The sequence below is a fragment of the uncultured Metabacillus sp. genome (assembly GCF_947503125.1).
In the GTDB taxonomy this organism is placed as follows: Bacteria; Bacillota; Bacilli; order Bacillales; family Bacillaceae; genus Metabacillus.
Map to the genome: position 1 here is coordinate 1 of NZ_CANNCR010000056.1, position 25,143 is coordinate 25,143.

General features: G+C 38.8%; 16 protein-coding genes and 1 pseudogene. 15 read left to right on the forward strand and 2 right to left on the reverse strand.

The features are described 5' to 3' along the window. The first annotated feature begins 906 nt into the window (after window positions 1-906). On the forward strand, window positions 907-2,454 hold the full coding sequence (locus Q1B07_RS21915) for an MFS transporter (protein WP_299094028.1): 1,548 nt from the start codon (window positions 907-909) through the stop codon (window positions 2,452-2,454). Between the two features lie 108 nt (window positions 2,455-2,562). Here the strand turns inward: Q1B07_RS21915 and Q1B07_RS21920 are convergent, their stop codons facing one another. Next, the gene (locus Q1B07_RS21920) at window positions 2,563-3,039 is read right to left on the reverse strand and encodes a hypothetical protein (RefSeq protein ID WP_299094030.1); all 477 of its coding nucleotides are present in this window, start codon (window positions 3,037-3,039) and stop codon (window positions 2,563-2,565) included. Window positions 3,040-3,683: 644 nt separating this feature from the next. Here Q1B07_RS21920 and Q1B07_RS21925 point away from each other — a divergent pair. The 14 genes and pseudogenes from Q1B07_RS21925 (at window position 3,684) to Q1B07_RS21990 (ending at window position 22,593) form a co-directional block, all read left to right on the forward strand. Beyond that, window positions 3,684-5,462 carry a hypothetical protein gene (locus Q1B07_RS21925; protein ID WP_299094031.1) on the forward strand — a complete coding sequence of 593 codons (1,779 nt, stop codon included), beginning with the start codon at window positions 3,684-3,686 and terminating at the stop codon, window positions 5,460-5,462. A 516-nt stretch (window positions 5,463-5,978) separates the two neighbouring features. After that, window positions 5,979-6,875, forward strand: a complete 897-nt coding sequence (locus Q1B07_RS21930; RefSeq protein WP_299094032.1) for an ROK family protein — start codon at window positions 5,979-5,981, stop codon at window positions 6,873-6,875. Between the two features lie 60 nt (window positions 6,876-6,935). Next, window positions 6,936-8,657: a sensor histidine kinase gene (locus Q1B07_RS21935; RefSeq protein ID WP_299094033.1), complete on the forward strand. Its 1,722-nt coding sequence runs from the start codon at window positions 6,936-6,938 to the stop codon at window positions 8,655-8,657. A 5-nt stretch (window positions 8,658-8,662) separates the two neighbouring features. After that, window positions 8,663-10,231 carry a response regulator transcription factor gene (locus Q1B07_RS21940; RefSeq protein ID WP_299094034.1) on the forward strand — a complete coding sequence of 523 codons (1,569 nt, stop codon included), beginning with the start codon at window positions 8,663-8,665 and terminating at the stop codon, window positions 10,229-10,231. A 516-nt stretch (window positions 10,232-10,747) separates the two neighbouring features. Continuing rightward, a complete protein-coding gene (locus Q1B07_RS21945) occupies window positions 10,748-12,043 on the forward strand; it encodes a sugar ABC transporter substrate-binding protein (RefSeq protein WP_299094035.1) in 1,296 nt (431 codons plus the stop codon). A gap of 117 nt (window positions 12,044-12,160) precedes the next feature. Further along, window positions 12,161-13,120 (forward strand): carbohydrate ABC transporter permease, encoded by a 960-nt coding sequence (locus Q1B07_RS21950; RefSeq protein WP_299094037.1) that lies wholly within the window; start codon window positions 12,161-12,163, stop codon window positions 13,118-13,120. An 18-nt stretch (window positions 13,121-13,138) separates the two neighbouring features. After that, window positions 13,139-13,981 carry a carbohydrate ABC transporter permease gene (locus Q1B07_RS21955; RefSeq protein ID WP_299094039.1) on the forward strand — a complete coding sequence of 281 codons (843 nt, stop codon included), beginning with the start codon at window positions 13,139-13,141 and terminating at the stop codon, window positions 13,979-13,981. A gap of 362 nt (window positions 13,982-14,343) precedes the next feature. Next, window positions 14,344-14,985 carry a YesL family protein gene (locus Q1B07_RS21960; RefSeq protein ID WP_299094040.1) on the forward strand — a complete coding sequence of 214 codons (642 nt, stop codon included), beginning with the start codon at window positions 14,344-14,346 and terminating at the stop codon, window positions 14,983-14,985. Window positions 14,986-15,196: 211 nt separating this feature from the next. Then, the gene (locus tag Q1B07_RS21965) at window positions 15,197-16,495 is read left to right on the forward strand and encodes a Gfo/Idh/MocA family oxidoreductase (RefSeq protein WP_299094041.1); all 1,299 of its coding nucleotides are present in this window, start codon (window positions 15,197-15,199) and stop codon (window positions 16,493-16,495) included. A 321-nt stretch (window positions 16,496-16,816) separates the two neighbouring features. Then, a pseudogene (locus Q1B07_RS21970) lies at window positions 16,817-17,730 on the forward strand (zinc ABC transporter substrate-binding protein); the annotation flags it as partial. A gap of 27 nt (window positions 17,731-17,757) precedes the next feature. After that, on the forward strand, window positions 17,758-18,417 hold the full coding sequence (locus Q1B07_RS21975; RefSeq protein WP_299094049.1) for a metal-binding protein ZinT: 660 nt from the start codon (window positions 17,758-17,760) through the stop codon (window positions 18,415-18,417). A gap of 76 nt (window positions 18,418-18,493) precedes the next feature. After that, complete coding sequence (locus Q1B07_RS21980) at window positions 18,494-19,429, forward strand: TIGR03943 family protein (protein ID WP_299094042.1); 936 nt, start codon at window positions 18,494-18,496, stop codon at window positions 19,427-19,429. Between the two features lie 634 nt (window positions 19,430-20,063). Beyond that, on the forward strand, window positions 20,064-21,389 hold the full coding sequence (locus tag Q1B07_RS21985; RefSeq protein WP_299094044.1) for a short-chain fatty acid transporter: 1,326 nt from the start codon (window positions 20,064-20,066) through the stop codon (window positions 21,387-21,389). A gap of 226 nt (window positions 21,390-21,615) precedes the next feature. After that, on the forward strand, window positions 21,616-22,593 hold the full coding sequence (locus Q1B07_RS21990) for a cell wall-binding repeat-containing protein (protein WP_299094046.1): 978 nt from the start codon (window positions 21,616-21,618) through the stop codon (window positions 22,591-22,593). Window positions 22,594-22,653: 60 nt separating this feature from the next. Here the strand turns inward: Q1B07_RS21990 and Q1B07_RS21995 are convergent, their stop codons facing one another. Continuing rightward, complete coding sequence (locus Q1B07_RS21995) at window positions 22,654-24,933, reverse strand: SpoIID/LytB domain-containing protein (RefSeq protein WP_299094047.1); 2,280 nt, start codon at window positions 24,931-24,933, stop codon at window positions 22,654-22,656. Window positions 24,934-25,143 lie beyond the last annotated feature (210 nt).

Sequence of the window (25,143 nt, forward strand, 5' to 3'; positions counted from 1 at the left end):
AACTCGAGAGGTGGATCGCTGGCCTTCCTAGTTATATCAAGGCTTATTTGCCGATCTCACTCTGCGAAAGTTGAGTAATAAGTTAAAAATTAATGCTGTTTTCTTTTCTACACAATTACACTATATGCAAAAGGAATGGATAGTTATGGACATTTGCCTAGGAAATAAGCCTGAATGTAGGTGTTTACACTAAATACAACATAAACTTGTATATTTCTTCTTTAATTGGATCTGAACCATGATAGCTTGATAGAGTATGAGGGTTGTTGAGGCAACTCTTTTTTTATTGGATTTTATTTGTTCATTTTTGTTCACTTTCGTTTCTAATTGTAGCTAACAATGTCTACACCTTAATGTTTATAAAAAATTTGATAGAAATTATTGACCTAAAGCGCTAATGTAAGTATAATCAAAAACAAAAAAGGGAAATAAACAAACATAATGGGATTTAAACAGAAAAATACAAACGTTATGCATTTATGCTCTAAACGGAACAGTATATTCTTAAATGGCGTCTGCTAATAAAAATTGAAAGGCTTTTCAAATGATAGAGTATGTGATACAAAGTAATGTGGAACAACAGGATTGTAGCTTCATAGATGGAAAAACAAGACTTATTAGAAAAACTTGGCTTATCGCCAAGACCTAATGGCGAAAGCCTTAGTTTTTCTTATACTATCATCCATAAAATCCTATTCTTTCTGATAGTATAAAAAATTCCTAATACATATACTAACACACTTATTTGAAAGCGGTTAATGTTAGCGGTTAAATTGTGGAATCGATACCTTATCGTCAAATAAAATTTTTACGAACAAAAATCCATTATGACATAACAAAAAGAAAAATCGGAGAATGTATCTCTTTTTGAAAACGTTTTTAACATGGAATGAGGAGGTTATGGAAATGAAGGATAGAAAAATATCATTAGTAAATTATGTTGCATACGGTTCTACTGATTTCTTAGGTGCGGGTGCTTTTGCGTTAACAGCAGCTTGGTTGTTATATTTTTATACGACCTTTTGTGGGTTGACACCTGTACAAGCAGGTTCGATTTTTGCGATCGCCCGTTTTGTCGATGCCATTGCAGCACCGGTAATGGGGTACATAACCGATAATTTTCATAAAACCAAATTGGGCAGAAAATTTGGCAGAAGAAGGTTTTTCTTATTAATTTCAATTCCTTTAGTGATTAGTTATACCTTTATTTGGGTCAGCGGCATGAGCTATTGGTATTATTTATTAACGTATATCGTATTTGAAATTGTTTATACAATGGTGTTAATCCCTTATGAAACTTTAGCAGCAGAGATGACATCAGATTATAAGAAACGCTCAAGATTCACTGGTGCTCGCATGTTTACTGCTCAGCTATCGGCCGTTTTTGCAGCCTTTATCCCTGGTAGATTAGTAGAGGCGCTTGGCAAAGATGATCCAGCAACATTTCTTTACACTGGCGGAATCTTTACCGTTATCTTTATTTGTGTATTAACTTTTGTGTATAAATTTACTTGGGAGAGACCTTTAGAAGATATCCTTCGTGAAGAGGGAGATGAGGAAAAGCTTCCATTCCTTGAAAACGTAAAAAAGGTTTATATCGATTTATTATCGACATTGAGAGTCAGAACCTTTAGACAGCACTTAGGGATGTATTTAGGTGCCTATTTAAGTCAGGATATCTTTAATGCCGTGTTTACGTATTTTATTATTTTTTCGCTGGCACAAGATGCCATTGTTGCCTCCAACTTGATGACGGTCATGTATTTATTGCAAATACTTGGTGTATGGTTAGCGATGTCGATCACAATCAAGTTAAATCCTGCCCCGGCATACCGGGTGGCCATTTTGCTCTTTATGTCAGGAGTCGTTGGTTATTTAACAGTCTATTACGCGAATCCTTCTAATTTAATGGTGATGTTATTTATTTTGATTGGTGTCGCAGGACTTGGTCGTGGAGGCTTGAATTACATCCCGTGGAATAACTATTCCTTTATACCGGATATTGATGAAGTCCTTACTGGGCAAAGAAGAGAAGGGGTGTTTGCCGGCATGATGACGTTTATCCGCAAAGCGTCGCAAGCACTTGCAATCTTTCTTGTTGGTGTCATATTAGAAAAAGCAGGTTTTGTGTCAGGAGAAACGGCACAAACACAATCGGCACTAAATGCTATTATGGCCATTCTTACAATTGGAACATTGCTCTTCCTTATTGGAGGCTTAATCATCTCTTATCGATACAAATTAACAAAGGAATCCCATACGATTTTATTAAATGAAATCAACCGACTTAAAGCTGGCGGTTCATTGAATAAAATGGACAGCAAAACTCGTACAGTGGTTGAGCAGTTAACAGGCTGGAAATCGATGCAATTATGGGGGAACAATCCAGTTGGATATAAAAATAAAGTGAAGTATAAAAACGCTGGAAATGAAAGAAAGGTCAAAACGAGTTGATTTGAAAGAAAATCTGGAACGCAATTTGTAAAGGTTTACACATCGTTTCAAATAACATAGAGAAAAGAATCTTCGATTGAAGATTCTTTTTTCTTAAAAAGGAGATGATCACACCTCCTTTTGTTTTTTAATAAATCGTATATGCCATGGAAGAAAAAAGGCATAGACAACAAAAAAGATCGGAATCGAATACCAGGTTTGCCAGTTATTAAGTTTCATGATACCAACCTGTACGGCAAACCAATTCAATAAATACGAGCCTAGTGTAAAGCCAATAATAGAAGTCCATTTATGAGCTTCATTATAAAAATTAACAAAAATTATAGCGATCAAACCCGGAATCATGCCATACAGAAACAGTTCCGGCACGGCTGTTACCTTACCGCTTCCTACATTAAAAAAGTCAAGCGGATCACCTAATGTCATATCCACTGTCCACACGATGTAGCCAATCACCCCAAACGTAGTATAGATTTCTTGTTTGCTTACTCTCTTCGGCATGAACAAAATAAAGACGAGTAGAATCAGACTTAGAGTAATTGGATACCAAAGCCCCTTACTCGTTATGTCAAAATTTGGTTTCATAACAAAATCCCTCTTTTATTTCAATGATTATTGTTAGAGACGTTTTATATTCCCGTCTCCCAGCTATAGAAACAGTATTGACAATAATTTATGTTAATATCTCTTTTTTCTATTATTTTTAGTTCTAGTTTCCAGGCTTTTTGAGATGCCAAAAACATTGATAAATCAACGATGTTAAAATTCTGCATAATTGTTAAAAAACGGACAAGAGCCAAATCCTTGATATAAGGATTTGGCCATTTTGCTTACTTTTGATAGTTGTGATTATGTAGAGTATTCATTCAACGTTTCCGGATTTTCTTCAACGAAAGGGCCATTAAGAATCATGACTGAATGATAGATAGTAACCTTGTATCTGATGCCTTTTTATACGTACGTATCAATTTAACTTAAAAGGGGAGAGTCTATGACTATTCAAATATTTTATCAGCTGCTAAACCATGAATTATTAATAAACTTACAATGGTTTGGTGGTATTAATTGGTAATATAGTCTTAGTAAACATATGCAATTTGAATCTTTTGAAAAAAAATAAAATTCATTATATTTAATTGGGTTTAAATTATAAATAGGGAGGGTGGAGAAGTTTCATTTGATAAGAAGTAACTTCTGAAATAATAAAGTAGAGGAGATGAGACGGTTTTATGATAGTTTGGAAGAAACGTTTTATTGCACAAATAACGGTTTTATTGTTGATTTTATCCTTATTATCTCCAGCAACAACAAGCTTTGCACTAGAGGAGAATGCACGACCATCATTAAATAGTTTTACAGTATCTGCTAAAGAGGCTACAGTTGGTGAGAAAGTAAAGATTTCGGCTGATGTGACAAATGATGTAACAGGGGTTAAAAATGTAAGTGTTCGTTATGCAAATACAAGCTATTCTGGTAATAAAGAAATTACTCTTAACTATAACTCTACAACCAGAAAATATGAGGGTACTTTCAACGTTAAAAAGGATGATTCTGATGGTTATTGGAAAGTAGGTATTATTAGTGTAAATGATAATCAAGATAATAATTATCTTTTTCATAACAAAGGATATAATGAAATTAATAAAGAATATCCTATCGAATTTCGAGATTTAAATAACGCTACTATCACAGTATACGGGACCAGTCTAGACGTTACACCACCGACAATAAATAGTTTTACAGTTTCGTCTAAAGAAGCTAAGGTTGGTGATAAAGTTAAGATATCGGCTAATGTGACAGATGATTTAACAGGGATAAAAAGTGTAGGTGTTTATTATAATTATCCAAACCACATTTTTGGTAAAGGTAGCGGTAAATCTATTCTCCTGAACTATAACTCTACAAGCAAAAAATATGAGGGTACCTTCAACGTTAGTCAGGAGGATGCTGAAGGTGAATGGAAAATAAGTACTATTGTCGCAACTGATAACCAAGGAAATAGTTACAATAAGTTACATTATATTTTTGATAAAGATGACGACATTAAGGATAGTACTGGAGTACATAAGTATAAAGAATATACTATCGAATACTTAGATTTAAGCAATTACAATATTACTATAGGCTATTCCGATAAAAATAGCCCTGTAACAAAATTAGAACTACAATCTCCTTCACCAATGGTTAATGGATGGTACTCTAGTGATGTCTATGTTTCAGTAAATGCTACTGATGATAAAGCAGGAGTTTTTAAAACATTATATTCTATAAATAACGGTAGTTGGGACAATAAAATTTATGAATTCGAATTACAAAACGAAGGTATTCATACGATTGAATATAAGAGTGTCGATAATCATGGAAATGAAGAAGAATTGAAAAGTGAAGCAGTTAAAATAGATAAGACGGCACCTGTTACAGCAGCAAGCAATGTTCTAAAAAATAAAACAAATAAAGATGTTTCCATAACATTATCAGCTTCTGATAAACATTCTGGAGTAGCAAAAACAGAATACAGAATGAATGACGGTGAATGGACGGAATATACTGAACCTATTAACTCCTTTGTTAAAGGTAAGAACCTTGTTGATTATAGAAGTATTGATAACGCAGGTAATGTTGAAGCATATAAAAGTTTTGAAGTTAACATGGACAAAACAGCTCCTGTCACAACGCCTGATAAAGATGATAAGCAAGATAAGGATTCAGATGACAAGGAATCAGGAACAGACGACAAGGATAAGGATTCAGATAACAAGGGATCAGGAACAGATAAGGAATCAGAAATTGACAGTGAAAAGACGGAAAATGATCCTAATTCATCCGATGGGAATAAACAGGTTGATTCGGATAAAAATACCCAACAGCCGGATAAAGTCATGGAAAAAAATGAGCTTCCAGCAACTGCTACATCGGTGCATAATCTTTTACTACTGGGATTCATTATCCTAGGTTTTGGCGGAGTCGTACTTTATATTGGAAATAAAAAACGAGCAAATCATTTATAATAAAAAAAGTGAAATTTTTAAAAGTATGCGGTAACTGAGAAGTTATTTTTGCAGTAGTTTTACATTTTTCTTCTTGTTCGATTGGGTGTGATTGTTCAAAAAGCATGACAAAAGGATCTTCAATCGGGGCTATTGACAAAATGGGAAAAGAGCTAAAAACTCTTTTCTCATTTTGTTTTTTACTTATTTTTTCTAGGTCTTTTATAGTTTGCAAGATAAAAGAAAAGTTTCTAATATTTATATAGAGATTGATCATTTCATTTGTAAACGTTTAGATGAATGTTGTGAAGATCAATAAATCTGACGGATTGCATTTAGTTTTAGCCGATTTTTTAGAAAAATATGAAAAGAGACCAATAGAAATCGATTAACAGTAGTATTTTTACAATTATTTCATGAATCTACCAGTTTTGGGTATAGCTCGCTAAAAAATAAAAAACGCTTTCAATATTCTGTGATCCTGATAAACTAGATGATAGAAATTGGATTTGGGAAGCCCTAAGGAGGAATTAGACCATGTACACAATCGGAATCGACCTAGGCGGCACAAACTTGCGCATCGGCCTTTTTAATGAACAGGGAGAAATTATAGAGGAGCATAGCCGCCCAACGGAGGCGGAAAAGGGGCCGGAGTATGCAATAAACAATATGGCTGAGGTCATCGACAAGTTACAAGCGCAGTACGACATAAAAGCAGTGGGCATCGGCTCTCCAGGACCGCTCAACCCGCATGAAGGGATCATCATTGAACCGCCAAACCTGCCAGGCTGGGTGAATGTCCCGCTAGTCAAAATCCTGGAAGAGAAAACCGGCCTGCCTGTCAAGCTTGAAAACGACGCAAATGCAGCAGCTCTTGCGGAGGCAACGCTTGGTGCTGGAAAAGGAGCAAGCAGCGTCTTCTTCATTACGGTGAGCACCGGCATTGGCGGCGGCTACGTCATCGGTGGGCAGCTTGTCTCAGGTGCCCAGGGCAATTGCGGGGAAATCGGCAATATGATTGTCAATCCGGACCCGAATGCCTACCAGGGCGCAGGCTTAAATAAAGGAGCTTTAGAAGGGCTGGCAAGCGGCACAGCCATTGGCAGAATCGGACAGGAGCGTTTAGGCATCACAAACGGCGCCCAAGGTGTCTTCCACCTGGCAGAGCAGGGCAACAAGGAAGCTCAGGCTATTTTGGACGAAGCAATCAACTACCTTGCAATCGGCTTGGCGAACATCGTTCATACCGTAAACCCGGAAGTGCTGGTAATCGGCGGAGGTGTCATGAAATCAAAAGATCTCATCCTTAAGCCATTAATTGAAAAAACAAAGCAATATTTGTATCCAAGCTTAAGAGATTCCTTCATCTTAAGACCGGCCTTACTTGATCAAAAAGCAGGGCTTATCGGTGCAGGGCTCCTGCCAAGAGGATGACAACGATTGGGGAGAGGAGACATGCCTCTCCTTCCAATTTTCAATAAGGGGTTAGATAACATGCAGATAAAACCTTTCTACGATAACTTCAAAATCAAGGATCAAATCTTCTCCATTTCGTTATTGCTATTATTAGTCTTCTGCTTGATTGGCATTATCATTTTTAATTTTTTCTCGAATATGTACATAAAGAAAATTTATGAAGAGTCGGCAAACATTATCCAGGTTTCCTCAACTGTCTTAGATAAGGAACTGACGAGGATGGAGAAGTTATCATTACAAATCAGCACCGATAATGTGGTACAGGATTCTTTGGAGCAAGTTAATAAGTATCAGTTAAAATACGAAAACTATGTCACCAAATCCAAGCTATTAAATACACTCGTCAATTATGCAACCCAAGAAAAATACATCGCTTCTATTCAGATCATTGACCAGGATGGTGAAAAGTTTACGGCCGGTTTTAATACAAAGGTTGAGAACGATGCTGAAAAGGTCCTGCCTATAGCGGTAGCCGCGCAGGGAGCAAATGTCTTGACTGCCATGGAAGATGAAAATCGGTTAATGGCTGCACGATTGATTAGAAAAAAAGAAAATGTAGAATTAGGCACACTTGGAACCTTAATCATTACCATTGATATGAATAAACTGATTCAAGAAAGCTTAAACTTTCCATCTGATAATCATTTTGTCATTGAAAAAGACGGTGACGTCTTATATATGAGTGATTTCAATAAACTTGATGAGATTCCAAAAGTAGAAAGTGGAAGCGGTTACGACTTCAGGCAGATTGATGGGAAGGAATACATGGTCGTCTATCAAACCTCAAAAACGTCGAATTTAACCTATTTTAATATTATTCCGTTTGACAATATAATGGGAGATACGAAAATTATTAAGCTATTAATGGCTTTATGCTTTTTATTTATGCTGGCGTTAACGATTATTCTAAGCAGAAGAGCAGCAGCAACGATTTCCAAGCCTCTTGAGGATTTAACCGAAAAAATGAAGCAGGTGCAAACAGAGGGATTTGAACATTCTGCTTTTAAGGAGGTAGCGTATTCGAATCAAGAAGTCGGTCAGCTGCATAGGGATTTTCAAAGCATGATGGATCAAATCAATGAGTTAATAAAAGAAAACTACCAAAAGCAATTAGTCATCAAAGAAACGGAATACAAAGCCTTGCAATCACAAATGAATCCTCACTTTTTATACAATACACTAGATTCCATCAACTGGGCTGCCAGAATCAACAAGCAGCAAAAAATTTCAACAATGACGGAAGCATTAGCCAATATGCTGCGTAACATCATCAGCAAAAAGGAGCCGCTCATTACAATCAAGGATGAATTGCAAATTGTACAGGATTATATTACGATTCAACACTACCGCTATCATGACCGCCTGCATTTTACACTAGAGTGCCCGGCTGAAATTGAACATGTTTACATTCCAAAGCTATCGATACAGCCGATTGTCGAAAACGCTATCCAGCATGTCCTCGAAGAAATTGATTCAGAATGCAAGATTGCCGTTGCGATTTTTACACATGATGACGAAACATTGCAAATCGTGATCGAGGATAATGGCCCTGGGATGGATGATGCAACGATAAAGGCCATTTTTAAAGGGGAAATAAAGCCAAAAGGAACGGGGATTGGTTTACGAAACATAAATGAACGAATGAAGTTAATGTTCGGTGAGGCATATGGTCTTCAACTAGAAAGTGAGAGAGGAAACGGGACAAGGGTAACGATCACAATACCATATAAGACGGGGTGAATGTGATGTATAACGTGTTGTTAGTTGATGATGAACGAAGCATTTTGGAAGGAATTTCATCGCTTGTTGATTGGCAAGGCTGCGGGACAAGATTGATCGGACAATGCCGCAATGGACAACTTGCCGTTGATTTCATCATGAAGAATCCGCCGGATATTGTGATAACCGATATCAAAATGCCTAATCTTAATGGAGTGGAAATGATTAAAAGGATTCATCCGCTTTTTCCGGCGATCAAATATATTATTCTCTCAGGCTATAACGAATTTGATTTTGCCAAGACTGCGATGCAATACGGTGTGAAGCATTATTTACTGAAGCCGAGCAATGAGGTGAAAATCGAAGAAGCACTCAAGCAGATTATCGAAGAGTTGGAGGAACAAAAACAGAAGGATCAATTCGTTGCCGGGATGAAAACAAAGCTGCAAAACGTCTTACCGATAGCAAAGGAGCAATTTTTAAAGGAGTTTATAACAGATAAGAAATACGGGGTTCCCGATTGGGAATATTTTAGTCAGCTCTTTGAAATCAGAACAACAAGTGAGCAGTTTAAATTACTTGTCTTGGAGATTGATGGTGAGCATGACTTTGAAACGATTTTTGCCTTAAAGGAGATTGCCACCGAGAAGCTAAGTCAGCAAATCATTCACCTTTGCACAACGATTGGCGAACGAATCGTCATGCTATGTGAGAACTACTCAGATCAAGAGCTAATCGAGATGATGAAACCTGTCCAAGAGCTTTTCGCAAATGTCTACAGGCTTGACTTCACCACAGCGATCAGTCATGCAGGCAGCATCAGTCAGCTGAGAAAACTTTATCATGAAGCGCTGGATTGTTTGACACAACGGTTTTATTTAGGGAATGGAAGCATCATTTCAGCCAAAGATATGTCTAAGGAAAAGCTGGAGGTTGAGCCTGTACAGCTCTTTGATCACGAGGATCTCATCTTTGCGATAAGAAGCGGAAATCTGGAGGAACTTAATGATTATTTACAGCAATTCTTTGAGTGGCTCCAGAAGGAAAAACTTGAAGTCAATGTCGTGAAATCCCATTGTCTAGAGCTCTTTATGTCAATATTAAGGCAGTCGAAAAAAGAAACAAGAGACAACCTTTTTCAAAAGATCATCTTTTTTCAGGAGTTTCATACATTGGAGCAAATCAAACAGTTTATTGAAACGATCTCCCGTGAAATAGCCCAGCAAAACTATGACCGGGCAAAGGAATCGCAATGTGAAATTATCCAAAATGTCATCAAATATGTCGAAGGAAATTTTGCCGATGAAACGCTGACCCTATCAAAAATCGCCAATGAAGTGTTTTATATGAATCCAGACTATATCGGAAAGCTATTCAAAAAGGAAACGGGCACGAAATTTTCCAGCTATCTCGTCAATCTCCGTGTAGAAAAAGCCATTGAGCTGATCGAAACCCAAGCACATGAAGGAAAAATGCTCGAAATCGCCGAAGCAGTCGGCTTTGGCCAAAATCCAAGGTACTTTGGCAAAGTGTTCAAGAAATATACAGGTTTTACGCCAACTGAATACAAAAATCAGCTGCCCACTCGGATATAATCTGTTTATAGAGAATGCTAGAATCCGGCCTCAAATTGCTAGAATCATTAAAAAAGTTGCATGAAAAATAAGGAAAGTTGCAAAATTATTAATCAAAGTTGCAAGATTCCTAGGAAAGGTGGCAAAATAAATGGGTTCGAGCTCACAAACGAGTACGAGGACAGCCAAAATGTGGGCTCGGATGTTTCATATTACACGTCAAGTTACAAGATTTAATCCAAAGATTTGAGATTCCGGTCCAAATTTAAGAGATTCAAACTAAAGAAGAGAGATTCCAACCAAAAGTTTAAAGATCCTCCCTTCCAAAAGACCAAGCTCCGTCCAACCCCAAATTAAATGACCATGCCGCACCAAAAGTAACCAAGCTCAACCACCGTGTCAAAAAACACTGTTTTGTACACCTCAATGACTGAAATTTTCATTTTTCAGAAAAGAAAGATATTTTATGATACATATAGAAAGCGTTTTCAAAACAAAACCGGAGCGCTTTTCAAATCAAAGGGGGTAATCACAGGGATGAAAGGGAAGAAGTTGTTACTCGTATTGATGTTGATTCTGAGTTTAGTATTGTCTGCGTGTTCAGACAAACCTTCATCAAGCAGCAGCGGCAAAGAAGAGGATGGGGATAAGATTACGCTGCGCATGACGTGGTGGGGTTCACAAAGCCGGCATGATCAAACATTAGAAATCATTAAGTTATATGAAAAAGAAAATCCGCATATCAAAATTGAGCCGGAGTTTACCGGGTTTGACGGGTATTTTGAAAAGATGGCGGCTCAAGCTTCCGGGAACAACTTGCCTGATATTATGCAGCAAAATTTCGGCGAGTACTTAAATCAGTATGCTGATAAGGGGTTATTAGCTGATTTAACAGAGTTTGTTGAAAATGGAACGATCGATGTTGAAGGTGTCAGTGAAACGATTATGGCATCAGGTACACAAGATGGAAAACTATTGGGAATTCCAACTGGGACAAATGCGCTTGCAGCGATATATGATAAAGCAATGCTAGAAGAGGCTGGGGCACAGCTTCCAAATGAAAACTGGACATGGGAGGATTTCATCGCCATTTCTACAAAGGTTCATGAGGAACTCGACACATATGGAACGAGATTGCTGGAGCCTGGCAATATTTTTGAATATTACTTACGGGAAAAAGGCTTCAAGCTGTTCAATGAGGACGGAACAGACTTAGGCTATGACGATGATCAATTATTGGAAGACTTTTTCACCATGAATAAAGATATGGTCGATAAAGGGGTAGCACCAGGTTATGATGTCATCCAGCAAATCAAAGGAGTAGAGGATGAATTAATCGTTCATGGTGACGCAGCTTTTGATATCCGTTGGTCCAACCAAGTAGGTGCGCTTACAAGCGCTGCTGGAAAGCCGCTTGATTTAACCCTGCTTCCTGGTGAAGGAAATGCGCAAGGAATGTATTTAAAACCGGCGATGCTCTGGTCTGTGAGTGAAAGCTCGAAGCATAAGGAGGAAGCAGCAAAGTTTATTAATTTCTTTATCAACAACAGCAAAGTATATGAAATCGGCGGTTCGGACCGCGGTGTGCCGATTAAGCAGGAAATGAGAGATGCGATGGAGCCAAACTTGAGTGAAGAAGATAAAAAGGTATTTGATTACATCAATTTGGTTGCCGAAAACAGCACACCAATCGACAGCAATTTCCCACCGGCAGCAGCTGAGGTGCTTCAAAAGTTAGCAGAGATTGATGAGCTTGTGATTTATGGGGAATTATCACCAAGAGAAGGGGCCAAGCAATTTAGAGAACAAGCAACAGAAATTTTAAACCGATAACGGGAACGTGGTCCTAAGTCCTTTTTAGGGCCACTTTTTTAAAAGCTGAACCATATCGGAGATTGATCTTCAAAATGAATGATCCGAAAAAAACTGAAATGAAAGCGAGATGAGACTATGATACCGAAAAAAGCGGAACCTGCTGCAGATCTTCCGAAGAAGCCGGCCCTGCAAGTGATCAAGAGTAAAGGGAAAAAATCGGAATACGAAAATGTAACCGGCTATTTGTTTATTTCGCCTTTCATCATTGGATTGATTGCCTTAACACTGTTTCCAATCCTCTATTCATTGTATCTTTCATTTACGAAATATGACTTGCTTGGGACACCGACATGGATTGGATTTGAAAACTATGAACGGATGTTTACGAATGACAAAATGTTTTGGACTTCGATGAAGACAACCTTTTTCTATGCGGGCATCGCAGTGCCAATCAGACTTGTTTTTGCCCTTTTAGTTGCATTGGCACTAAATAAAATTGTAGAAATGGTTGGCTTGTATCGAACTTTGCTGTATTTGCCGTCTGTTGTTGGCGGTAGCATTGCGATTTCGATTATGTGGCGACAGCTGTTTGGCAATGATGGAGCGATTAATTCGATTTTAGCTTCACTTGGGCTTCCGACCCATTCATGGCTGGGTGACCCGGACACAGCAATTTGGACGTTGATTGTGTTATACGGCTGGCAATTCGGCTCCTCGATGCTGATTTTCTTGGCAGGCCTGCGAAATATTCCAAAAACTTTTTATGAGGCATCAAGTGTTGATGGTGCTCGCCCGATCCAGCAATTTTTCAAAATTACAATTCCGCTTTTGACACCGGTCATCCTTTTTAACACGGTAATGCAGGTCATCCAAGGGTTTATGGCCTTTACGCCAAGCTTCATCGTTACGAATGGCGGTCCAATGAACAGCACGGTGTTATTTGTTCTTTATATGTATCGCAGAGCATTTGAATTTTTCGAAATGGGCTATGGCTCAGCACTGGCATGGGTGATGCTGATCATCATTGCAATCTTTACCGCACTTATTTTTAAGAGCTCCGATCATTGGGTGCATTATGAAGCCGATCAAAAATAAGGAAAGGAGAGGGTGTTTATGACGAAACATAAAAAGCGAAAAAAAATCATCCAGCACACGTTAATGATCATCTTTACATTGTTGATGCTGTATCCGTTAGCTTGGATGGTAGGGAGCTCCTTTAAAGAAAGCTCAGCCGTCTTTGTTGATGCCCATAAGCTGATCCCAGATGTGTTCCAATTTGAAAATTATGTGGAAGGCTGGAATGGCTTTGGCGGTATCACGTTTACAACGTTTTTTAAAAATTCCTTTATCATTGTCTTGATTTCGACGATCGGCAGTGTGCTTTCTTCAACGATCATTGCCTTTGGTTTTGCACGGATTAAATTTGTCGGGAAGAAATTCTGGTTTGTGTTTATGATGCTGACGATGATGCTTCCATATGAGATGGTCATGATTCCGCAATATATTATGTTTAATAAATTTGGCTGGGTCGATACGTATCTTCCGCTGATCCTGCCGACCTTTTTTGGAGCACCATTTTTCATCTTTTTGATCATGCAATTTATCAGAACGATACCAACTGAGCTTGATCAGGCAGCAAAAATTGATGGCTGCAGTACATTTGGCATCTTTTTCCGAATCATCTGCCCATTAGTTGTACCGGCGATGATGACAGCAGCGATTTTCTCTTTCTACTGGCGTTGGGATGACTTCATGGGACCGCTGCTTTATTTATCAACACCTGAGAAATACCCGGTTTCATTAGCGTTAAAACTATTTTCCGATCCAAACTCTGTGACCAACTGGGGGGCAATGTTTGCAATGTCAACATTAAGCCTCTTACCAGTGTTCATCATTTTCTTTATTTTCCAGCGCTATATCGTTGATGGCATCAGCACAAGCGGCTTGAAATCTTGAACAAAACATGGGATCATGTTCAATTAATTTTGTAGCGGAATACCTTGAGCTTGTGGCAATATTACTGGGTTTTATTGGAAGTTTGATTGCCTATCGGGATCATGACACTGGGCTTTAGGTTCCATTACCCTGCGCTCTATGATTGCCCGGGCAATAAATGAAGCGCATATCGCAGGGCGATACAAGGTATACACGATGAAAGGATACCCTAAACTATTAGAGAAAACTGACATATGTATCAGCATATGAGAGGGCGATTATGAGCACTACTTTAAAACGCCCGATATGTGAATATGATCTAACATGGCATCGGCATAAGCTGGGGACATTCCTCACTAACTAATGAAAAGGAGGAACACAAAATGGAAATGAGCCGTTTATTAACTGGCATCTATCGTCTTTGTAAATGGATCACCCATTTTGCTTATATCCATTTATTATGGGTCGGCTTTACGCTCTTAGGCGGCATCGTTCTGGGCGTGGTCCCCAGCACGGTTGCCATGTTTGCAATGGCGCGAAAAACGGCAATGGGCGAAGAGGATCTCCCTGTTTTTAAAACATTTTGGAGGACGTATAAAACAGAATTTTTCCGGGCGAATGGCTTAGGCTTCATCATAGCGGCGATTGGTCTTATTTGGTATGTTGACCTTCAATTTTTCCGACAGTTTGAAGGCACCTTCTATACGATGATCAATTATGTGATGATGATGCTTGGGTTGGTTTACTTCATTCTTCTGCTTTACATCTTACCGGTCTATGTTCATTATGATTTAAAGCTATTCCAATATATGACACATGCTTTAAAGATTGGCTTTTTGCGCCCGGCAACCGTTGTTTTCATGGCGGTGGGCACACTATGCACCTATTACTTTCTTATCTATTTACCAGGTTTGATTCCGCTATTTGGGATCACTTTGTTCGTGTATTTTAATATGTGGGTCGCATATAAGAGTTTTGAAAGCATTGCGGATGTACGCTCTAATAGAAACAGCTCTTTAGCGTAGATTTTTAATGCAGATGGATGCTTTTAATTGTGTGAAGGACACAACATAAGCAACCTGACACGGAAATGTCCTTCATATGTCTTTAAAAAACACTGTTTTGTTTAGTTTAATATCTGAAATTTTTATTTTTTAGGATAGAAAGATAGGATATGATTCTAGTAGAAAGCGCTATCAAAATCCGACGTTTCTATTATTAAGGGGGAATTACAGGATGAAAAAATACGCAGTATGCGGGGTAAGCAAGCGGGCAAATGACATGTTTATTAACCCAATGCTTAAAAAATTTGCTAACACAAGCCAATTAGTCGCGTTACTGGACAAGGATCCAAAGCGATTTAAGGTGTGCAAGGCGGAGTTTCCGCAAATCGACCATGTACCAGAGTATTCAGAGGGTGAATTTGAAAAATTAGTGGAAGAAACGAAGCCAGATGTGATCATCGTTACTGGAAGAGATGATACACATGCTGACTATATTATCAAAGCGTTAGAGCATGACCTTGACGTGATTACAGAAAAACCGATGACAACAACGGCAGCCGATTCGAAACGAATTATGGAGGCCGAAGCAAGAAGCAAAGGGCGCGTTACCGTCACTTTTAATTACCGCTACAGTCCTTTCCATACAAAAATTAAGGAGCTGATACTGGAAGGAAAAATCGGACGTATCACATCTGTCGATTTGAATTGGTATATCGATACGTATCACGGCTCCAGCTATTTTCAACGCTGGAACCGAAATCGGGAGCTATCAGGCGGCCTCTCGATCCACAAAAGCTCCCATCACTTTGATTTAATCAACTGGTGGCTTGACCAAAAGCCAGTTGAAGTCTTCTCTTTTGGAGCACTTAATTACTATGGAAATGACAGTGAACATAATCCAAGAGAAGAGGACGGCAGACATTGTGTGACATGCAAAGTCAAGCAAGATTGCGCCTACTATACGAGATGGAACACAAGAAGCAATACAGCCAATGTAAAAGATGATCATATCGATTCCGATGCACGCCGCAAAAATGGCTATACAAATTACCGACCGGATCAATGTATCTTTGACTCGGAAATTGAAATTGAAGATACGTACACAGCAACAGTGAAATATGACAAAGGCGCTTTATTAAGCTATTCGATTAACTTTTCACTGCCATATGAAGGATATCGCCTGGCGATCAATGGAACAAAGGGGCGGATTGAAACAACGGAATACCATGCCCCATCCCGTGTACCATTCCCAGTTCCTGAGCAAACCATCGACTACTACCCTCTATTCGGCGCAAAGGAAACGATACACGTGGTAAAAAGAGAAGGCGGCCATGGCGGAGGAGACCCAGTTATTCAAGAGGATATCTTCCTTGGAGAAGACCCGACAAGACCGTATCGCATCCTCTCTGGAAGCGAGGATGGAGCTTATGCGGTTGCGACAGGTGAAGCTGTTTGGCGCTCTGTGAAGGAGAAACGGCCAATCGCAATTGAGTCTTTGCTAGTTGGAAAACAACAAGTAACAACTTCATAATTGAATTGGGGACTTTCTCCAATTAGCCTTTTAAAAACGGGAAAAGCTCTCACTAAGTTACATGTGAGGGCTTTTGCTTGGTTAAAGACAAAATCAATACATTCGGAGGAGGAAAAGTTCCATAGCAGCCTTCTAATGGACAAAATCTTTTGTTTCGAAACTTGAAATTTATCGGACGTGTCCTCAAAGTCACTAAGCCGGTTTATTGAATCGGCTAGATTTTTAGGATTTAAAAGTAATGATTATAATTTGCAAATCGTAATTATTACAATTTGCAAATCGTAATAATTACGATAAAATAATTACCGAATAAAAGGAGGAGTGAAATTGTTAAAAAAAATTGTAGGTGTACTTAGTTTATTTACTGTCATTTCTACGTTAGCTGCGTGTGGAGGAGAAGCAACAAACAGTAGTGAAAGTGAAAAAAAACCACAAGGATCTGAAGAAGAGTTAAAGATATTTACAACGGTTTATCCTCTTCAGTTTTTTGCTGAACAAATCGCAGGTGATCAAGCTTCTGTGGAATCTATTCTGCCACCTGGATTAGACGCGCATACTTATGAACCAACCACCAAAGAAATGATAGAAATCGCTGAATCTGATGCTTTTATTTATAATGGAGCAGGTTTAGAATCATATGCAATCCAAATCTCCGAATCTATTCAATCGGAAGACGTCAAGATACTAGAAGCAGCAAAAGGAATTAACTTGGAAGAGCATGTTCATAACCATGAAGGAGAAGAAGACAGTCACGAGGACGAACATGCTGGACATAATCATGGGGATCAAGATCCGCACGTTTGGCTGGATCCTATTCGCTCTATTCAGTTGGCGGAGCATATAAAAGATTTATTAGTTGAATTAAAACCTGAGCAAGAAGAAGTGTTTAACCAAAATTTTGAAGAGTTGAAAGGAAGGCTTGAAAACTTAGACGAGGAGTTCCGTGCACAGCTTGAAAATTTACCCGAAAATAAAATTATTGTATCTCATGCTGCTTATGGCTATTGGGAGAAAACCTATGGGATGAGCAAATTGCTGTGTCTGGCTTGAGCACTACTAACGAGCCTTCACAAAAAAAGGTACAAACAATCATTGAGACTGCTGAAAAGCATGGTTTGAATCATGTATTTTTTGAACAGAATGTAACACCTAAAGTGGCGGACTTAGTTAGAAAGGAAATCGATGCCGAGGCTTTACGTATACACAATTTATCGGTTCTAACAGAAGAAGATATAAAAAATAATGAGGACTACTTTACACTCATGCAGCATAACTTAGAGGAACTAACAAAAGCTTTATCTGAACCATCAGCAGAGGGATCTTCTGAGACAAAAGAGCAGGGTGAACACGATCACGACCATAGTCATGCACAAGATGAAGAAACAGAAAAAATTTATAAAGGGTATTTTGAAGACAGTCAAGTGAAGGATCGATCTCTTTCCGATTGGGAAGGAGACTGGCAGTCTGTATACCCATATCTTCAAGATGGTACGCTTGACGAAGTATTTGCTTATAAAGCAGAACATGAAGGTGACATGACAGCTGAAGAATATAAGGAATATTATAATGAAGGGTACCAAACAGATGTTGGGCGTATTTTGATACAAGAAGACACTGTAACGTTCTTCAAAAATGGAGAAGAATATTCTGGGGAGTATATCTACGAGGGGTACGAAATTCTAACATATGATGCGGGAAATAGAGGGGTAAGATACGTATTTAAAATACAAGAAGAAGCTGAAGGACTTCCTAAATATATTCAGTTTAGCGATCATAGTATCTATCCGACTGAAGCTGGTCACTATCACCTGTATTGGGGTGACGACCGTGAAGCTTTATTGGATGAAGTTACTAACTGGCCTACTTACTACCCATCAGAAATGGATGGCCATGACATTGCCCATGAAATGATGGAGCATTAAATAAGGAGTAGCAAGGATTATTAATTTGACTATCCAGCGCTCAAAATGAGTAGGCATTCTATAGGGGGGATCATCTATGACATTTCATTTTCAGCAGGCACTGAGAGCACTCATTTTACTTACATTTACACTATTTATATTTAAGCTTCATGTTACTGGAGAAATGACAAAATTTATTAATCCTAAATATGAAGGTTTAAGCCAGTCTGCGGCCGTTATTTTCTTGCTGTTATTTTTAGTCCAGCTGACAAGAATATGGTCATTAAAAGAAAATCATCATCATTCTCATTGTGAGCATGAACATGGGGAACATAGCTGTGAACACCATCACGATCATGGCGATACCCCTTTTACGATGAAAAAATTCGTTTCTTATTCTATTATTGTTTGCCCTTTATTAACAGGTTTCCTGCTCCCTGCCAAGATACTCGATGCCTCTATTGCAGATAAAAAAGGCGGCATGGCGATTCTAACCAACCAAAAACAAACAGCTGGTGGAAAAAGTACGGAAAACGAGGATGAACCGCAAGCGGAAGAAAATACAGTAATTGACAAAAACGTGGAACCAAATAACTTGGAACAAAACGCGATCTCCAAGGAAGAATATGATCAACTAACACAAAATTTATCGCAAAGCTCTTCTATTGTGATGAACGATAAAATGTTTGCAGCCTATTATGATGAAATCAATATGAATCTTGAAGCATTTAAAGGCAAGCAAATTGAATTAAAAGGATTTGTTTACAAAGAGGACGGGCTCAATCAGAATCAAGCCGTGCTTTCTCGATTCTTAATTACCCACTGTGTAGCAGACGCAAGCATAATCGGGTTTCTATCTGAATTTCCTGAAGCCATAACAGTCAAAAAGGATACATGGATTGAAGCAAACGGTGTATTGGATATTGGTACATACAACGGGACTGCACTTCCAGTTATTAAGATCACGGATTGGAAACAAATCAGTGAACCTAAAGAGCCTTATCTTTATCCAATTAGTATTAGAATTATGTGAATGCAAAAACAGAAGCTGAAAGTTACATCTTATTCAGCTTCTGTTTTTTTGGCTTTCGAGTTGTACAACTTAATCTTAAGACTTCTTCCTTGATAGGGAGTGATTGCTGAATATTAGGGCCTTCTAATTTTGAATCGAATGAGTAATTATACAAAATAGCACTTAAAATAAGCGCAAATTACCTCCTAAAGTGACAATTTCACTTATTTATTCGAATTTTTCATAAATGTTATTCTTTTTATTTATTTTACTTATGGAATATATGACAGTAAACTTTTAATTAGTAGATTGATAAACAGTTTTTTATTCCATCTTATAAGTCTCACTCTATGACTTTAAAGACAATCGTTTATATCTCTTTATTTTGTAAGCGCTATCTTAATATGTGTTTAATTAAAAAGGAGGATTTTTACGAATAAAGTATGTGCATCTTTAGAGAAGCGAGTCAAAGAATTCATGATGAGCTACCATTAGTAGCTTTGGTCTTTGCGAATACCAGAGACCCTCAACGTAGTGTTTGCTAAAGATCGGTGTTAAAGATAATGGTTATATCTAATATGTTTATCGATTAGGAGTCTTACTCATAAAGTAGTTGGATATAAAATGTTCGTACGAACAATAGGGGGAGAATGCTTTGAAGGCGATGATTTCATTTTCAAACAAATTGATGCAAAGGTATATGCCTGACCCGTTTTTGCTTGTCATTGTACTTACGTTTTTTGTCATTGGTCTGGCTGTTTTTTTGACAGATAGCACGCCTGTTCAAATTCTGGAATATTGGGGAGACGGTTTCTGGAATCTGTTGGAGTTTTCGATGCAAATGGTGTTAATCGTTGTGACAGGACATGTGATGGCAAGTAGTCCATTTTTTAAAAAGTTATTAGGAAGCTTAGCCAATGTGCCAAAGTCACCAGGTCAAGCGATTATCCTTGTCACGCTTGTCGCTCTCATTGCCTGCTGGATCAACTGGGGATTTGGTCTCATCATTGGAGCGTTGTTTGCAAAAGAAATAGCGAAAAAGGTAGAGGGTGTCGACTATCGCTTGTTAATTGCAAGCGCTTATAGTGGATTTATTATATGGAGCGGGGGACTTTCTTCTTCCGTAGTCTTAACGATTGCTACACCGGGTCACTTTACAGAAAAGCTCATAGGGGTTGTTCCAACAAGTGAAACGCTGTTTTCACCATTCAACCTCATTGTTGTCATCGGATTAATCATTTTAGTGCCGATTATCAACCGCTTTATGATTCCGCCAAAAGAACAAGCTTTTTTAATCGATCGTAAACTTTTAGAAGAGGCGGATGATCTGCAAGCGAGCACAGTTGAGTCAATGGAAATGACACCTGCCGATCGCTTGGAAAATAGTAAGCTACTATCCTTGCTGATTGGTTTATTAGGTCTTTCTTTTTTAGTCTATTACATCGCGACGAACGGATTTGCGATTAATCTTAATATCGTTAATTTTCTCTTTCTCTTTATTGGCATCATCTTGCACAAAACACCAAAGCTATTTTTAGAAGCGATTGCAGGTTCCGTTAAAAGTGCAAGCGGAATCATTATTCAGTTTCCATTTTACGCAGGTTTAATGGGAATCGTAACTGCTTCAGGACTGGCTGGGATCTTATCGAATGCGTTTATCTCTATTTCGAATGAAAATACCTTTCACATGTTTACGTTATGGAGTGCGGGTCTTGTGAACTTTTTCGTGCCTTCAGGCGGAGGGCAATGGGCTGTTCAGGCACCTGTTATGCTAGAGGCTGCGCAAACACTGGGCGTTTCCTTGCCCAAAACAGCAATGGCTGTCGCCTGGGGAGATGCTTGGACAAATATGATTCAACCGTTTTATGCCTTGCCAGCTTTAGCTATTGCGGGTTTAAAAGCAAAAGATATCATGGGCTATGGGTTGATTATTATGTTAATTACAGGGATCTTTATTTCCGCCGTTTTTTACTTTTTATAATCCATCCTGGAGAATCCATTTCGATCGATTTTTAAATGGATTCTTTTTATATGTAAAGGACTTTTCGGACAGCCCTGTCCCTTTTTTTATTAGTAGTTCATTTGGTGGAAAATGTCGAAAAATTTGTCCTCCTAAATTACCATTATATGGGTAAAATAGACTAACAATTTATCATTCTCGGATGTATAATCTAATAGATTTACATAAATATTTTTAGGGGGATCTTATGAAAAAATCAATTGCTTTATCATTATTGTTAACGCTTGGCCTGCCGTTTGGACAAGCATTTGCAGCAGAGGAGCCTGCTACTTCCCGTATTTCTGGGGCGGATCGTTATGCAACATCGGCAAATCTGTCAAATTCATATCTGGGCTGGGAAACATCAGAGGTAGCCGTTATTGCAACGGGCCGCGATTTTCCAGATGCTCTTAGTGCAACACCTTTGGCATACAAATATAATGCGCCATTGCTGTTGACAGGAACAAACTCTTTGCCTGCTAGTGTAGCAGATGAATTGGACCGCTTAGGGGTAAGTAAAGTGTACCTTATTGGCGGAACTTCTGTTATTTCGGAAAATGTAGTAAAACAGCTTAACGAGTTAGGAATCACTCAAGTTACGAGAATTAGTGGGAAGGACCGCTATGAAACGTCAGTAAATATCGCAAAGAAATTAGGGGTTTCTGATGGGGTTGTGGTTGCAGCGGGACAAAGCTTTGCTGATGCACTTTCAATTGCGCCAATTGCCGCAATCATTGAAACGCCAATTCTTTTAACAAAGAAAGATGTGCTTCCTACATCGGTTGCTAGGTATATTGATTCAGAAGATTCAATTGAAGGTTCGTTAGTCGTTGGCGGAACAGGTGTTATTTCCAACAGTGTTATGGCAGATTTGCCGTATCCTGAGAGAATTAGCGGAAAGGACCGTTATGAAACAAACAGCGAGATTATTTCATTCTTTGCTGAAGCGGGCCTTCTCGATATGGATTATCCATTTATCGCAACTGGTCAAAACTATCCAGATGCACTTTCAGCTTCTGCGGTGGCAGCAGGATGGTATAATGGCGTTATCCTAACAGACCCTAACAGTCCAAAGGCTTCAACAAAATCAATCATCCAACAATACGGTGATTTGGCTGAAGAATATATTATCGTTGGTGGACAAAAAGCGCTTCCTGACAGTGCTGTTAAAGCATTGTTTGAGTAAATGACCAAATAAAAAGCTGCCGCATCTCTCGTGATGTGGCAGCCTTTTTATTAGAAAAGATTAATATAATGTAACCAAATCTGTATCAGGATAATAGAATTCTAAAATAGTCTGATAGCTTTGTCCAGCGACTGCACGGGCTTGGGCACCCCATTGGCTCATGCCAACGCCGTGGCCGAAACCAGTTCCGCTTAGATGCAGAGTAGTAATGACATCTAATGCATCCTTTAATTGCTCGATTTTTGCTTGGGAAACTGCGCCGGTTCCGCCAAGAACCGAAATTTTTTCAACTTGATCCTTGTAACCTGTTAAGAAAGGTTGAAGGGTGTTGCTTAGTTCTGCACCTACAAGGATGAGCGGCGCTTTTTTCGCTCCGGCTAATGATGAGCTTGTTAACGCATCCGGGAAGTTAAGTCCTGTTGAATAGAGGACTTCAGATCCAGTGAAGGATTGTTTGAATCGTTCCAGGATTTTCGCCAATGTTTCGTAGCGGTCAGTACCAGATAATCTTGTAGTTGCAGGATTGATGCCTCTCACTTGGTTATATACAGTATTTGAGACTGCATTACCTCCACCTAAAACAAAGCTGGACTTACTAGCGTGTGCAGAAACAAAGTCTTTGCTTACTTTAGGTAATTCATCCTTCTTCGTTAACACAATCGCATATTTATTGATGGCCGCAACAGAAGACCCAGCCAATGCATCAGCAAAGTTTTCTCCTGATGCCACAAAGAGACCTTGGACATTTGTTAACATCTTATTAATGGCTGCATTCGTTTCATAACGGGTTGACCCGCTAATACGTGATACTTGATTTACGGTGCTAATATTATCTATCTGTGCCATGACTTGGTCCGATACGGCTGTTTTACCGCCAATAATATAAACCTTCGTTGCTTTTAATCTTTGAATCTCTTTAACAACAGAACTGCTCAAATTCGTTGCATCTGTTAGCAGGATCGGCGCATGGCCAAATTGACTTGCTAGCGGACCAGCAGATAAAGCATCAGCATACTGTTTGCTTGTTGCGATAAAAACGGTTTTGTAAGCATGAGTTGAAGGGAAGCCGCTTGGGTAAAGCTGCCTTGAGACCTCTACTGATGTTGCAATCCTCTCTGCACCGCTTACTCGCTGAATATCTGTAGACGTAGGCGATGCAATGGTATCAACGAGCAAACTCTTCATGTTCATTGTCCCAAAAATCGCACGAATTTGATTTGCCGTTAGGTCAGAATTTTGATACGTCAATTGTTTGATATTTCCTGATGCATCCTTCACAAATCCCGAGCTGTTTTTCTGAATATAGGTGATCTGGGCAACACCGCTTATAATTCGTTTGCCGGCTGTTCTTGCCGGATCGATGGTGAATTCTTCAATCGATAAAATTTTAATATCTGATGTAGAGCCAAGACCTAGTTGTTGTTTAACCCAAGTCTTTACATTGCTTCTGACGATCGCATCTTTTTCCTGAACACTGTTCCACCACGTTTCAGGCTTTTTCAGATCATAGCCTTGTAATGAAATTTGGTCTTCCTGGATTTTAATATCCCAGCGTTCCTTAGGATCATATGAATCAGCTTTGGTAGGCAGATATCCAGCTGGTTCGGAAGACCAACCAGCCCCTTGATTTGATTCCGTGTACCCTCCATTGCTTGAGGTATAGACAGCATCAATAAGGGAACCGCCGTATTTTAATACCTTTCCCCGAGTTGCTTCAACAACATTTGAGATTTTTTCCCTATATCTCTCGATTTCCTCTATTCCTCCGTAAACCTGGTTCCCTTGAGTATCATTTACCGTGTAGCCTGCTTTGGCAACATATGTCCTCGCCGCGATGGATTGAGCCTTTAACGCTTCTTCATCCCAACTAGCATACGCTTCTCGCGGGACAACCCCTTTTATGTATTCTTCCAATAACACGGTGTTATATGGACGGATATACTGGCTTGATACAATCTTAAATTCAAACGAGCCGTGATATCTTCTGGATGTTTCAGGTGTTGTACTGACAATTTGAACCGTATTGGCTGCATTTGAAGGGATAAGGTGAAGGTTTCCTGTTACATCTCCACGTTTATTCGTTTGGTCATAGACCGCTACTTTTCCGTTTTCCAATTTTAACGTCATGCTCGTAAGCCCTTTAATTAAAAGGTCATTCGCACTATTTCCTGTTGTGTATGTACCTGATAGGTTAATATGTAAAGCATTTTTATTTCCGATATAATTCCGTAATTCAACTGTTACATAAGGTTCACTTGCTGAACTTGCTTGGATGTTAAATTGAAATAAGAGTGTAAATAGAACGACAATTGCTAGTGCGATCTTAATAAACTTGCGCATCTCATTCCCCCGAGTCTATTAAATTAGTACTATCTATTTATATCAAATAACCAAATGGATTTAAATAGAAAAAGACTCTTTTTTAAGGGAAATTCCCTAAGTCTAAGGTAATGTTCGTTTTGCATAGGTACCATGGTAGTGTCAAAAGTTCTATGAAAAAACAACGTTTTAGTTTTAATTAACACCGAAGTGAACTTGTTGACCGCCGCA

Coding starts and splice junctions, on each gene's coding strand:
- Q1B07_RS21915 (WP_299094028.1), top strand. CDS start 907: ATGAAGGATAGAAAAATATCATTAGTAAATTATGTTGCATACGGTTCT.
- Q1B07_RS21920 (WP_299094030.1), bottom strand. CDS start 3,039: ATGAAACCAAATTTTGACATAACGAGTAAGGGGCTTTGGTATCCAATT.
- Q1B07_RS21925 (WP_299094031.1), top strand. CDS start 3,684: ATGATAGTTTGGAAGAAACGTTTTATTGCACAAATAACGGTTTTATTG.
- Q1B07_RS21930 (WP_299094032.1), top strand. CDS start 5,979: ATGTACACAATCGGAATCGACCTAGGCGGCACAAACTTGCGCATCGGC.
- Q1B07_RS21935 (WP_299094033.1), top strand. CDS start 6,936: ATGCAGATAAAACCTTTCTACGATAACTTCAAAATCAAGGATCAAATC.
- Q1B07_RS21940 (WP_299094034.1), top strand. CDS start 8,663: ATGTATAACGTGTTGTTAGTTGATGATGAACGAAGCATTTTGGAAGGA.
- Q1B07_RS21945 (WP_299094035.1), top strand. CDS start 10,748: ATGAAAGGGAAGAAGTTGTTACTCGTATTGATGTTGATTCTGAGTTTA.
- Q1B07_RS21950 (WP_299094037.1), top strand. CDS start 12,161: ATGATACCGAAAAAAGCGGAACCTGCTGCAGATCTTCCGAAGAAGCCG.
- Q1B07_RS21955 (WP_299094039.1), top strand. CDS start 13,139: ATGACGAAACATAAAAAGCGAAAAAAAATCATCCAGCACACGTTAATG.
- Q1B07_RS21960 (WP_299094040.1), top strand. CDS start 14,344: ATGGAAATGAGCCGTTTATTAACTGGCATCTATCGTCTTTGTAAATGG.
- Q1B07_RS21965 (WP_299094041.1), top strand. CDS start 15,197: ATGAAAAAATACGCAGTATGCGGGGTAAGCAAGCGGGCAAATGACATG.
- Q1B07_RS21975 (WP_299094049.1), top strand. CDS start 17,758: ATGCAGCATAACTTAGAGGAACTAACAAAAGCTTTATCTGAACCATCA.
- Q1B07_RS21980 (WP_299094042.1), top strand. CDS start 18,494: ATGACATTTCATTTTCAGCAGGCACTGAGAGCACTCATTTTACTTACA.
- Q1B07_RS21990 (WP_299094046.1), top strand. CDS start 21,616: ATGAAAAAATCAATTGCTTTATCATTATTGTTAACGCTTGGCCTGCCG.
- Q1B07_RS21995 (WP_299094047.1), bottom strand. CDS start 24,933: ATGCGCAAGTTTATTAAGATCGCACTAGCAATTGTCGTTCTATTTACA.